Source organism: Treponema rectale (assembly GCF_014202035.1).
GTDB classification, from domain to species: Bacteria; Spirochaetota; Spirochaetia; order Treponematales; family Treponemataceae; genus Treponema_D; species Treponema_D rectale.
On the sequence record NZ_JACHFR010000001.1, the window covers coordinates 414,944 to 427,967 of the forward strand.

Consider the following 13,024-nt stretch of genomic DNA (forward strand, 5'->3'; position numbering starts at 1 on the left):
GAGTTGGTTTTACGTTATCTGTTATCACTGTTGATTTACATTATGATACTTCCTCTGGTTTTCTTCACGGTTTATTCCCTGAAAAAGAAAGAAAACGTATCAGCTTCTCTCGTAATAATGAATTTTATGTGTCTTCTGACCATGTATCTTTATGCATCCTCTTTGTGGGTCGAAGAATATAAATATGTTTTTGGATTTGCCAATTTTTATTATGCAAGTGTTCCCTGGCTCCTGCTGTCAGTCGTAAACTTTATGTTCATATTTACGGGAATCGCCGTAAAATCAAAAGCTTCAATCGTTATAAAAGTTCTCATTCTTATCTGCTGCCTTTTTGACTTGAATGGCTTTATCATGAACTTAAGCGGAAAGAAGACTCTTGATATCATTCAGAAATTTGATTCCACCGGAGAGTTAACCGGATGGGTTGCTTCCTACGGCTGGATTTTTAACATTCACCTTGCGGTTTCCTATATTCAGGTTGTACTTATTGCCGGTCTTCTTGTCAGGAAAATCATTGTATCTACAAAAATTTTCCGCATAAAATATGAGATTATTTTCGGAATGTTTCTGCTGATTATTGCAGTTAATGCAGTTTTCCTTACACTGATGCCTGAGTACGATTTCAGCATTCTCGGCTACGTCATCTGTGCGGTTTATCTTTGCTATTCTGCCTTGTATTCAATGCCTAAATATATGTCCTCCCAGATGATGAAGCTTATTTCAGAAAACATAAACCACGTTGTCGTATGTTTTGATTCTGCAGGAAATAAAGTTTATGCAAATAAAAAAGCTGTAGAACTTTATTCAGACATCGGCTGTGAAAGTCACCTGGATGAACTTATCCTTGAGACTGCCTCAGACAGTTTTATGAACAGTGAGATTTTAAAAGTAAATGGCAGGGAATATTTTTTTGACGAAGAAATTACAAGGGTAAAAGACAGTAAGAACAGGCTTGTAGGTGTATGTGCAAATCTCAGTGATAATACGAAAGTCATGAAGCAGATGCAAAAGGAGCTTTATGATTCGACTCATGATGAACTTACAGGTCTTTACAATAGAAGAAGTTTTTTTGAATATGCTTCGAAGATTCTTAGAAACAGCCGTGATACGGAATTTTATATTGTTGCAACAAACATAAAGGACTTTAAAATGATAAACAGTTGTTTCGGTACGGAACTTGGAGATGAAGTCCTTATTGCGCAGTCAAAGAAACTTCTACTTGCAGATTATCCTGATACGATTCACGGAAGGATTTCTTCTGATAATTTTGCAATGCTGATTCCTAAGAACTGTTTTAATCAGACTAAGGCTGTTGAGAATACCGGCTCTCTTCAGAAACTATTTGACAACCTTCACTATGAAATAAAAGTTTACATAGGAATATATGAAGTCTCAGATATCTATGAAAATGTTTCGTCCATGTATGATAAGGCTCAGATAGCCATGAGAAGTATTTATGGTTCTTACGACAGGACCTTTGCTTTTTATGACCGTTCCCTTATGGATAAGCTTTATGAAGAAAAGAATATAATTGCAGACTTTGATAAGTTTCTGAAAAACGGAGATTTCCAGGTCAGGCTTACGCCCCTCATCACCTGTTCTACAGAAAAACTTTGCGGTGCCCAGACGGTTGTTTACTGGATGAATCCTGTTAAGGGACTTCTCAGGGAGAATACGTTTGAACCGCTTCTGGACAGAACCATGATGCAGCATAAACTGGATTTATATGTATGGGATAAGGCTGCGCAGATTCTTTCAGGCTGGCAGAAAAAGGGAATTAATCTTTATCTTAATATAAAGGTCAGCCAGCAGTCTTTTTATTATACAAATCTTCCGGAAGTATTTACGGGACTTGTAAAAAAATATAATGTTAATCCTGAATTTATGGTTTTGGGTGTAAACGAAAACTGTTTTACAAGAGATGTAAAGATGCATGTTGATGTTCTGAATAAACTCCATGATGCCGGATTCAGAATTGAACTTGATGATTTTGGAAGTCAGTTCTCTTCCCTTAATATTTTGAAAGACATTGATGCTGATATACTTAAAATTAATTTTGACCAGTTTTATCAGACGGAGCAGACTGAAAGGACTCTTACTATAATTGAATCGATGATTACCATGGCAAAATCTGTGGGAATGATAGTAACAGCCAGGTGCATGGAGTTCCAGCATCAGAAGGATTTTCTGCGCAGTGCAGGGTGCGACATAATTCAGGAAAACTATTATGAAAATGTTGTCTCTGAATCAGAATTTGAACAGATGTATGCGGAGAAAAATTTGATATGAGTTTTGAATCGATGAAGATAACTTACATAATAGTCTCCTGTGCCATTCTTGCCGTAATTGCTTTTTACATAAGGCTTGTTTATTACAAGGCAGGTTCCATGCGCAGGCATGTAAACATTATTATGATTCTTGGAGCTCTTGCTGTTTTTTTCTATACATTATTTGCCGTATCGGATAATTATATAATTGCACTGCTGATGTGCAGCTGTTATTTTATATGTACGGATTATCTAACTTATTTTATGATAAATTTTTCCGTTCATTATTCCGGAAATAAGGATTCAAACCGGTTACTAAAGATAAAGCTTTTGTTTAAAATACTGTGTCTTGCTGATACGGTTTCGCTTCTGGTAAATACATTTACCCGTCATACCTTTGATCTTCAGCAGGCCGTTGCCTTTAACGGTGTTATATACTGGCTCGTAATTTTTTCTCCGGTTCATTACATTCATCTTGGTTTCTGTTACATTCAGTTTGCTACAGCCCTGATAATCCTTATACGTGCCTGTATACGGGTTGCTTCTCTCTATAAAGAAAAATTTATTACGGTAATTCTTGCTTACTGTTTTGTTATAATAGTAAACATGATCTGTTATTCTTCCGGACTCATAATTGATTTTTCTGTCTGGCTGTATGCAGTTCTTGCCGGTTTCATAAGCTATTATTCTATTTTTACTTTTCCTGAATCTCTTGTTGAGAAACTTCTTAACCGCATAAATGAAACTATCAGTGAAATAATTATATGTTTTGATACTGCCGGAAACTGTATCTATCATAACAAGGCTGCCGTCTATCTTTTTAATTCAAAGAATCATTTTGATAAGGTAAAGTGTCAGGCCTTTTACAATGAATGGAAGCAGCAGAACGGAACTTATTCATGTACCATCGACGGAGAAACTCATTACTTTATTGTAGAAAAAAATGTAATTGAATATTCCTCTGTTGTAATCGGTGATTATTTTTTACTAACTGATAAGACTGCAGAGATTAATGCGGTAAAGCGGGAGCAGTATAACTGTACTCATGATGAACTTACAGGACTTTTGAACAGGGAAGGATTCTTTAAGAAAGTTGATGAGACTTTTGCCAGAAGTGAAAATGAAGAATGGATTATGGTCTGCACCAATGTTCAGGATTTCAAAATGATAAATGAAATTTTCGGAACTGAAACCGGAGACAGAATGCTTGTAAGGGGTGCTGAACTTTTACGTTCTTTTACGCATAAAGGAACTGTTTACGGAAGAATTGCAGATGATAAGTTTTCCATGTTCTTTAAGAAAAAATATTTTAATGAAACAGAATTCCGTAAGTATTATTACGAAATAAAGAAGATGATTGAATCAGATGCCTATGATCTTCACATGCAGTTTGGTATTTATGAAGTAAAGTCTAAGGATGAATCAGCTTCAGGAATGGTAGAAAAGGCCATGTTTGCCATGGATGAGATTCACGGTAATTACATGAAGCTCTTCAGTTATTTCGATTCTGATCTTATGGATAAGAGGCTTTCTGAAAAAAATATAATTGCAGATTTTGATGACGCCGTAAAAAATGAAGAGTTTGAACTGTATCTTCAGCCTCTGATTACAAATAATAAAAAGGCTTTCGGAGCTGAGGTTCTGGTAAGGTGGAATCATCCCCGTCGGGGCGTAATACTTCCGGATACTTTTGTACGTATTTATGAACAGTGCGGGCTTATTTCAAAACTTGATCTTTATATATGGAGAAAGGCCTGTGCACTTCTTAAAGAGTGGAAAGACAGGGGATTGACCGAACCGTATTTATGCGTAAATGTTTCTCCCGGAGATTTGTATTATTTTGATATATATAAAATATTTACGGAACTCACAGAAGAATTCGGAATAGATCCTTCTCATCTTAATATTGAACTTACGGAAACCGTACTTCTTGCGGATTATAAAAAAGTTATGGAGCTTTTTAAGAGGCTTCAGGATTATGGATTTAAGATAGAAATCGATGACTTTGGTTCAGGTTATTCTTCTCTTAATATGCTTAAGGATATTAATGCTGATATTTTGAAAATAGACATGCTGTTCCTTAATAAAACTGCAAATTATGAAAAGAGCCGCAGAATTTTAAGTTCAATAATTTCTCTTGCAAATGAACTTAATATGAATGTAATTACTGAAGGGGTAGAGAATGAATCTCAGGTAAAGATGCTTACAGATTTAGGCTGCAATACTTTCCAGGGATATTATTTTTCAAAGCCCTTAACCGTTTCTGAATTCGAAAAAAAATATTTCTAGTCAGCTTTAATTTACAGTCAGCTTCAAAAAAAAACGGATTTCTGAAGTTTTTAGATTTCAGAAATCCGTTAATTTTGTTTATTTTACAAATTCTTTTTTAAGGAACTGAAGGTCAAGTTCCGGATAAAGAACATGCTTGCTGAGAAGGGATTGTACGCGCTTTTTAGCATCAGCTTCCACAGCCGGGTCAAGTTCAATCTTTCCCTTTGCAGGTTTGCCTTCTTTTGTAAGGCCTGGTTTTGTTCCTTTAAGTACAAGGTCAATGATTGAAGCAACTTCTTCCATATCCTTTTCGTTCATTCCCAGGGTTGTAAGACCTGGTGTTCCGATACGGATTCCGCTTGTCCACCATGCGCCGTTTTTGTCATAAGGAAGAGCATTTGCATTTGCAGTTACACCGCACTTGAAGAGGGCTGCTTCTGCCTGTTTTCCTGTAAGTCCGTATGTGGTAACGTCTATGAGCATAAGGTGATTTTCTGTTCCGCCTGTCTGGAGAATCATTCCTTTGTCCATGCAGGATTTTGCAAGTGCCTGTGCATTTTTTACGACGTTAGATGCATAGTCACGGTAAGCCTGTGTGTTAGCTTCTTTGAGTGCAACGGCTTTAGCTGCCATTACATGACCAAGCGGTCCTCCAAGAACCATAGGACAGCCTTTGTTTACATAATCAGTGAATTCTTTTTTGCAGAGAATGAGGGCTCCGCGTGGACCGCGAAGTGTTTTATGTGTAGTAGAAGTTACAACGTCTGCCCATTCAACAGGATTGTATTCACCTGTAAATACTTTTCCTGCAACAAGTCCGGCAAAGTGTGCCATATCTACCATAAGGACTGCACCGCATTTGTCTGCAATCTGGCGGAATCTTTTGAAGTTAATTTTTCTAGGGTATGCTGAGAAACCTGTAAGAAGAATCAGAGGTTTTACTTCCATTGCCTGCTTTTCAATTGCATCGTAGTCAAGAAGTCCGGTCTTTTCATCAACCCCGTAAGGATGACTTTCGAACATACGTGCACTGACATTCATTTTATATCCGTGAGTAAGATGTCCGCCGCAGGAATAATCAAGACCCATAAGGCGCTGGTTTCCGAATCTTTTTCTGAGCATGTCAAACTGTTCTCCTGAAAGTTCTGCAAGGGATTTTACTCCCAGCTCTTCAAGAGTCGGCATTTCTACAGTTTTAGAAAGAATTGCCCAGTATGCAACAAGGTTTGCATCTGCCCCTGAGTGAGGCTGAACGTAGGCATAGTCTGCACCAAAAAGTTTTTCTGCTTCACGGGCTGCCGTGTTTTCTACTGCGTCAATGTTAACGCATCCGCCGTAGTATCTGTGTTCCGGAAATCCTTCTGCATATTTGTCAGTAAGCAGGTTTCCCATTGCAAGCTGTGTGCTTAAAGAACAATAGTTTTCTGAGGCAACAAGCTTAAGGTGTGAACGCTGGTTTTCCAGTTCGTTTACAACATCTGCGGCAATCTCCGGAGCAACCTGGCTTACGGTCTGAAGGTTAGCGACATAAGCAGTCATGGCTGCATTCAAAGAAGATCCTGCTTCTTTCAAATAGTTTTCAAGTGGTGTGGACATACAAACTCCCCTTAAATAAAATTGCTGATATTGTAATTTACTCAGGCTAAACTTTCAATCTCTAAGCCCCGGGGTAAAGGTGTAAATTTTTCGGACGAATATCTTAAAGTTTTTTTATTTTCTATGGTAAAAATGGAAATGATTGTGTAGAATGTAAAGCTATGAAGAACAGAATTTATTTAAACAATGACTGGGAATTCAGTGATGAATTTAATGAAAAAATGCTTTCTCCTAAATTTAAGGGAAAATGGGAATCTGTACGCATTCCTCACTCTGTAACGGAAACTCCTTTTAATTCTTTTGATGAATCTATTTATCAGAAAATCAGTTTGTACAGGAAATCTTTTAAAACTGAAACAGAATGGGCAGGTAAGAGAATTATTCTTACAGTTGGCGCTGCAGCTCATATGGCGGAAGTTTATCTTAACGGAGAAAAACTTGCTGAGCATAAGTGTGGTTATACAGCTTTCAGTGTAGACCTGTCTGATCATCTTGCACCGGCAGGAAAGGCCAATATTCTTGCAATAAAAGTAGACAGCCGTGAATCTCTGGACATTCCTCCTTTTGGCTATGTAATTGATTATATGACTTATGGCGGTATATACCGTGACGTTTATCTTGATATTAAGAATCCTGTTTATATTCAGGATGTATTTGTAAAGACTTCATCAAATCATCTTGAATCAGAGATAACGCTCGAAGGCGGTGATGTTCCTGAAGGTTATACGGTTGAACAGAAAGTAGTCAGCGCAGCTTCTTTAGGGGGAGAACCGAGTGCCTGCATTACAACTGCTGCTGCAAAGAAAATCCTTACGGCCTGTGATGCTTCTCCTGTTGTTGCATGGACGCTTGAAAATCCTGCCCTGTATAATCTTGTTACAGTGCTTAAAAATGAAAAGGGAAAGGCTGTAGATACAAAGACTGTCAGGTTTGGTTTCAGGGACATTCGTTTTGATGAAACTGGATTTTACCTCAATAATAAGAAGATTAAGCTCCGCGGACTTAACCGCCATCAGAGCTATCCGTATGTAGGTTATGCAATGCCTAAAAACATGCAGACAGATGATGCGGATATCCTTAAATATGAGCTTGGCCTTAATTATGTAAGGACTTCCCATTATCCACAGAGTCATGCTTTCATTGACCGCTGTGATGAACTTGGACTTCTTGTGTTTACAGAAATTCCAGGCTGGCAGCATATAGGCGGCGAAAAATGGCAGGATCAGGCTGTAGAAAATGTAAGGGAAATGATTCTTGAATATAGAAATCATCCAAGCATTTTTATGTGGGGTGTAAGGATTAATGAAAGCCAGGATAATGATGCCCTGTATACAAGAACAAATGAACTTGCCCATAAACTGGATTCTACCCGTCCTACAGGCGGAGTCCGCTTCCTTCAGCACAGTCATCTTCTTGAAGATGTCTATACTTTCAATGATTTTGTTCATGAAGGAAACAACAGGGGTACCCGCTTAAAGAAGAATGTTACTGACACAAAGAAGGGTTATCTTATCAGTGAATATAACGGTCACATGTATCCTACAAAAACTTTTGATGATGAGCGTCATCGTACGGAACATGCCATCCGTCATGCAAATGTACTTGATTCTGTTGCAGGAGACGATGAAATAGCCGGTTCTTCAGGATGGTGCGCTTTTGATTACAATACCCATAAGGATTTTGGAAGCGGAGACAGAATCTGTTATCACGGTGTTATGGATATGTTCCGTAATCCGAAACTTGCAGCTTATGTTTACGGTATTCAGCAGGATAACAGCGTAACCGGAGACATTCTTGAGATAACAAGTTCCATGGATATCGGGGAATATCCGGGCGGAACAATTGACGGAATCTGGATTCTTACCAATGCAGACAGTGTTAAGCTTTATACCGGCAATACATTTATACGTGAGTACACTTCAGCTGACAGTCCGTATAAGAACCTTAAAAAGGGACCGATACCTCTGTTTGATGTAATCGGAAACCGTCTTGTTGATGAAGACGGAGTTAAACCATCTCATTCTGAGGCAATAAAGGAACTTCTTCGTGCTGCCCAGAAATATGGAATGGAAAAAATACCGTTTAAGTACAAGCTCAAGTTTGTAAAACTTCTTCTGTGCCGGGCTGTTACTTTTAAGAAACTTGAAAAGTTTTACTGGAAGTATATGGGAAGCTGGGGCGGTTCTCAGTCATCTCATAAATTTGAAGCTTATAAAGACGGAAAAATTGTAAAGACTGTCATAAAGACTCCCGGAAAGAAAACCGGAATTGAACTTAGTACCCGCAGGACGGAGCTTCTGGAAGAAGAAACCTATGATGCTGTTTGTGTAAATATCCGTGCTAAGGATGAGCATTTTAATCTTCAGCCATATTGTCAGGAAGCTGTCTCGCTTTCCGTAAAGGGACCGATAGCAATTATAGGTCCTTCTGTTGTTTCCCTTAAAGGAGGAATGGCAGGTACGTATGTAAAAACTCTTGGACGTGCAGGTAAAGCACAGCTTGTTGTTACAGACTGGCAGGGTAATGAGACTTACATGAACTTTACCGTAAAAGTAAAGAAAATATAGTATTATCCCGTGGAAAACTGAAAAAAGCCCGGTAAAACGGTTTTGAAACTGTCTTACCGGGCTTTTTTATTGAGGGGGTAGTACAAACCCTCAAAACGGCGAAGTCAAGGCTTTAAGCGTTAGCGTGCCTTGACTCGACGTATAAAACAAAGGCACATTTAAGTAATTTTTATGAAAGTTCCTTCTGACACTCAGGATGTTCGTCAAACCATTGGTTCCAGGCTTTTTCAACTTCATTGCAGTATTTTTTCTTTGCAGAATCAGAAATAAATGAATTCTTGAAACTGTTTTTTATTAAAGTCTTTAGTTCCTGCAGGGTAAATCCCAGTTCTTTATAAATGTTCCAGTATTCATCGATAAGGGAAACCTTAAAGAAGGTTGGATCATCCGTGTTTATCGTAACGTTTACTCCTTCATCGAAGAGTTTCTTTACAGGATGTTCCTTAAAAGATTTTACTATTGTATTTGTAAATACGTTGCTTGTAGGACAGATTTCAAGACAGGTTTGATTCTGTACCAGTTCTTTTATAAAATCTTCATCATTAACAGCTGTTATTCCATGTCCGATACGTTCAGCTTTAAGAATATTAAGTGCATCTTTTATTGACTGACTGTCGCAGACTTCTCCGGCATGGGCTACAACATGAAGTCCTGCTTTCCTTGCTTTTTCAAATACATCCTTGAAGTCTTTTGCAGGGCCTGAAACCTCATTACCTCCCAGTCCGATACCGATTATTTCTGGACAGTTTTCTTTCAGAACAAGATCCAGGTTATTCATTGCGTTTTCCGTTCCAAAGGTACGGCTTACGTCGATTATCAGCTTTACGGTTCTGCCATGTTCTTTTTTTATTTTGTTAAGGCTTCTGCAGATAAGTTCCATCATTTGTGAAAAATCCCATCCTTTTTTCAGGTGGGAAGTCGGACTTATGAAGGTTTCACAGTATACAATATTGTTTTTTTCAAGATACTCAGAAAAATCGTTAAAAAGAAGTTCAAGGTCGTTTATATTAGTAAAATATTTTTGTATCTTTATGAATGAATCGAGAAAACCAGCCAGATCATCGTATGCAAAAAGCTCGTCATACTCTGCTGCTGTCATTTCTTTATTGAAACTGCGCTTGTAAACGGTTTTTATAGTACTGCGGCTTAATACTGCTTCTTCATGTATGTGAAGTTCAGCTTTTGGAAGTGCAGTAAGCAAACTATAAAATTCTGTCTTTCTCATGCTATTTATTATAACATAAATGGTGGATAAATAACAGTCATTTGAAAAATATTCGGAAAGATATTAAAATAATGCTGTTCAGAAAGCTGCGGGAATGAGTTTTTTGAGTTTTTAATAGTTTTTAGTATGGAGAATGTTTTATGGCTAAGAAAGTTTATGCAGGTAATCTTAATTTTATTACAACTGAAGAATCTCTTAATGCGGCTTTTTCAAAATTCGGTCAGGTGAATTCTGCCGTTCTCATTAAGGACAGGGATACTAATCAGTCAAAAGGCTTTGGTTTTGTTGAATTTGAAAATGATGAAGATGCAGACCGTGCCATCGCTGCAATGAACGGAAAAGAGTTTGACGGAAGAAAAATTCGTGTAAGCGTTGCAGAAGAGAAAAAACGCAGGTCTTTTTAAGCTGTATTTTTTTTCACATTTGCATTTTATGGCACTGAGACTTATACTTTTTATATGAGTTTTTTGCCGGAAGAATTTTTAGAATACATTTCTCCTGACTGCAACCGCATGCAGTTTATCCGTGATTATCTGAAGAAATTCGGCGTTGAAAGTGCCGTATGTGCTATTGACGGAAAGAATCACATACTCGTTCAGTATGGAAGTTCTGCCTATAATCCTCAGTTTAAGATTAAGACTGTAATTGCCCATTATGACAGGGTTTCAGGCAGCCCGGGTGCCAATGATAACAGTGCTGCAGATTTTCAGCTTATGAACTGGGCTGTGACTTTAAAGGATTATCCGGGATTTCATAATGTCAGGATTTTCTTTACGGACGGAGAAGAACTTGGCTGGAATACCGGTGTAAGTGAACAGGGAGCATTTGGTATTGCAAAGACCTTCAGCAGGCTTGGTATAAAAAATGATGATGTCTATGTATTTGATGCCTGCGGTCGCGGTTCCGTACCTGTTTTATCCCGTACTTTAATAAACGAAAAGGCTCCGGCTTCTTTTAAGAAAAGTTTTACTGATCTTTTTAACAGGACTCAGGATTTATTGCGTTCAGTATGTCCTCAGGGATGGATGAGTCTTCCGGTTCCTTACAGTGATAATGCCTCTTTCATTGCCTGCGGAATTCCTGCCGTTGCCATTACGATGCTTCCTGCAGATGAAGCCTCCCTTTATGCAAGGGAGCTTTCTGTGAACCATGATCTGGAAAATGCTGTTTTAAACCGGGAGTCCAGTAAGAAAGAACGCATGGAGTCTCATGTTCCGGAGTATGCGTATAAGGAAAGAATTCCCCTTACATGGAGGCTGTTTCATACTCAGAAAGATAATGCCGCATCCCTTACAAGAGACAGTTTTGGCGTCATGTCGGCAATTCTTGCAGGGCTGGCAGCATTAAAGGTTCCTGTCTGATCAGAGTCTGTCCAGTACGGAAGAAAGTTCCTTCATCTTTTGTGCAGTATCACTTATTGTTTTAGTTGATACGGTAAAGCTTTCTATGCCTGAACTTATCTGCTTGAGGGTTATTACTATCTGACTGAACGAGGAAGTCTGCTGGTCAACGATTTCAGAGATGTTGTTGGCTTTAATGAAGGTAAGGGCCGATGTATCTTTAATCGTATCAAAATGAGATTCCAGCTGATGTGACAGCTCCGTTTCTTCTTTAATCAGGGATGTTTCATTTTGTGAAGAATCAATAAGTTTTCTAGAGGCTTCCTGAATGCTCTGGATGAACTGCTGGATTTCCTGAATGGAATTCATTGTTGAAGTAGCCAGTCTTCTGATTTCTGTTGCAACTATATGGAAATTTTTTCCTTCATTTCCGGCACTTACAGCCTCAAGTTCTGCGTTAAAGGCAATTATACGGGTCTGGTCCGCAATATTATTGATAAGCGTTACCACGTCACCTATGTTTTCTATCTGACTGCAGAGGTTTTTTATTCCGCTGATAATGGATTCATTAGAAACATTAATCTGTTCAAACTGAAGGACGTTCTGCTTGAGCAGTTCAAGACTTGATTCAATTTCTTTTTTTGTATTTTCAGCACCTTCGGAAACATTCAGGATTCTGTTTGCAATGTTTTTTGACAGGGAGTTTGAATCTTCCATGGTGCTGAGGATTTCCTTTACGTCTGTACTCTGTTCAAGAGAATTTTTTGACAGGGTTGTAGAAATTATGGACAGCTGGTTTGTCGTATCAAGTACGTTTTTTCCTACCTGAGATGCTTTTACGACAAGATAGCGGAATTTTCTGAGAATCTGGTTCATGATGTAGACGTTGCAGTCCATTTCGTTTGCCAGTGATGTCCGGGTGTATTTTTCTGATTTTGAATCTTTGAGAATTTCTTTTACAGAAACTTTCAGTTTGTTGAGTTCATTTTTTATGGTTTTGTAAAAGTTAAAGCATACATTAATCGTTATGAAAAGACTTGCGGAAGCAATGGTGATTATCCTGAAAATCTGCATGTAGGGAGAAAAATGCCTGTAGTTTATCGGTTTGTATCCCTGAAGAAGGACAAAAAAGGACAGGACGTTTGTTATAATTACAGGAACTATGATTTCGATGATGACTTTTACAGAGAGACTTGTTCCAAAGTTTTTCTTTGTGTTTATTATATCTGGATTAATGCCTTTTTCTACGATTTCTTCTGCATATCGGTTACATATTTTTTCAGTACAGCGCAGTGATCCTGTTGCACAGATGTATATTCCGAAGAAACATGCAAGATAAGAAAGAAGGGTAGAGCGCCAGTCAAGATTTATTGATGGAAAGTAATGATAGAAAAGGCTTAGAAGAAAAATAGCAATTGTATACAGAAAACTTTGCAGTGAGAAGATTTGTTTAGGAATGTTCATTACATCTTTAAAAAGATTCGTAAGATCTTCCTGATTTACCAGTGCACCGCTTTTGAAAATTTCAAGGCGTTCTGAAACGCTCCGTGTAAGTTTTCTGTTCAGTATCTGAAGTATACCGAAGATAAAAATCCCGAGAGCGATGAAGGTTATGATGGCAGCAGGAATAAGCTGTTCGATTGTCAGAAAGACGAACATCGTTGAGTAGAAGAATGTAAAGAGACTTGAGTAATAGTCATTTTTAACCTGTGCAAAAAATATTTCCCGGGTAAAAGTCTGCTTTTTTTTATTTTTCAT

Annotated in this window: 8 protein-coding genes; 5 read left to right on the forward strand and 3 right to left on the reverse strand. The window is 38.1% G+C overall.

Annotation, left to right across the window (positions count from 1 at the left end; translation table 11 throughout):
* Positions 1-42: 42 nt before the first annotated feature.
* Both HNP77_RS01755 and HNP77_RS01760 read left to right on the forward strand, forming a co-directional pair.
* Positions 43-2,289 (forward strand): GGDEF and EAL domain-containing protein, encoded by a 2,247-nt coding sequence (locus HNP77_RS01755; RefSeq protein ID WP_184651440.1) that lies wholly within the window; start codon positions 43-45, stop codon positions 2,287-2,289.
* A complete protein-coding gene (locus tag HNP77_RS01760) occupies positions 2,286-4,556 on the forward strand; it encodes a GGDEF domain-containing protein (RefSeq protein WP_184651441.1) in 2,271 nt (756 codons plus the stop codon). The genes HNP77_RS01755 and HNP77_RS01760 overlap by 4 nt, the downstream gene beginning before the upstream one ends.
* Before the next feature lie 78 nt (positions 4,557-4,634).
* Here HNP77_RS01760 and HNP77_RS01765 read toward each other — a convergent pair whose 3' ends face one another.
* Positions 4,635-6,134, reverse strand: coding sequence for a glycine hydroxymethyltransferase (locus HNP77_RS01765; protein ID WP_184651442.1), 1,500 nt, complete (start codon positions 6,132-6,134; stop codon positions 4,635-4,637).
* 161 nt (positions 6,135-6,295) lie between these two features.
* Between HNP77_RS01765 and HNP77_RS01770 the strand changes: the two genes are divergently transcribed.
* On the forward strand, positions 6,296-8,701 hold the full coding sequence (locus tag HNP77_RS01770) for a glycoside hydrolase family 2 protein (protein ID WP_184651443.1): 2,406 nt from the start codon (positions 6,296-6,298) through the stop codon (positions 8,699-8,701).
* Positions 8,702-8,870: 169 nt separating this feature from the next.
* Here HNP77_RS01770 and add read toward each other — a convergent pair whose 3' ends face one another.
* Entirely contained in the window at positions 8,871-9,926 is a 1,056-nt protein-coding gene (gene add / locus HNP77_RS01775; RefSeq protein WP_184651444.1) for an adenosine deaminase, read from the reverse strand.
* Between the two features lie 140 nt (positions 9,927-10,066).
* Between add and HNP77_RS01780 the strand changes: the two genes are divergently transcribed.
* Positions 10,067-10,330: an RNA recognition motif domain-containing protein gene (locus HNP77_RS01780; RefSeq protein ID WP_184651445.1), complete on the forward strand. Its 264-nt coding sequence runs from the start codon at positions 10,067-10,069 to the stop codon at positions 10,328-10,330.
* 54 nt (positions 10,331-10,384) lie between these two features.
* Positions 10,385-11,287, forward strand: coding sequence for a M28 family peptidase (locus HNP77_RS01785; RefSeq protein ID WP_184651446.1), 903 nt, complete (start codon positions 10,385-10,387; stop codon positions 11,285-11,287).
* On the opposite strand, the gene HNP77_RS01790 is transcribed toward HNP77_RS01785, so the two are convergent.
* Positions 11,288-13,024, reverse strand: a complete 1,737-nt coding sequence (locus HNP77_RS01790; RefSeq protein WP_184651447.1) for a methyl-accepting chemotaxis protein — start codon at positions 13,022-13,024, stop codon at positions 11,288-11,290. It abuts the gene before it with no gap.

What these genes read in the sequence shown, in the direction of transcription:
- HNP77_RS01785 (WP_184651446.1), top strand. Translation starts at nt 10,385, where the DNA reads ATGAGTTTTTTGCCGGAAGAATTTTTAGAATACATTTCTCCTGACTGC.
- add (WP_184651444.1), bottom strand. Translation starts at nt 9,926, where the DNA reads ATGAGAAAGACAGAATTTTATAGTTTGCTTACTGCACTTCCAAAAGCT.
- HNP77_RS01765 (WP_184651442.1), bottom strand. Translation starts at nt 6,134, where the DNA reads ATGTCCACACCACTTGAAAACTATTTGAAAGAAGCAGGATCTTCTTTG.
- HNP77_RS01790 (WP_184651447.1), bottom strand. Translation starts at nt 13,024, where the DNA reads ATGAAAAATAAAAAAAAGCAGACTTTTACCCGGGAAATATTTTTTGCA.
- HNP77_RS01760 (WP_184651441.1), top strand. Translation starts at nt 2,286, where the DNA reads ATGAGTTTTGAATCGATGAAGATAACTTACATAATAGTCTCCTGTGCC.
- HNP77_RS01755 (WP_184651440.1), top strand. Translation starts at nt 43, where the DNA reads ATGATACTTCCTCTGGTTTTCTTCACGGTTTATTCCCTGAAAAAGAAA.
- HNP77_RS01780 (WP_184651445.1), top strand. Translation starts at nt 10,067, where the DNA reads ATGGCTAAGAAAGTTTATGCAGGTAATCTTAATTTTATTACAACTGAA.
- HNP77_RS01770 (WP_184651443.1), top strand. Translation starts at nt 6,296, where the DNA reads ATGAAGAACAGAATTTATTTAAACAATGACTGGGAATTCAGTGATGAA.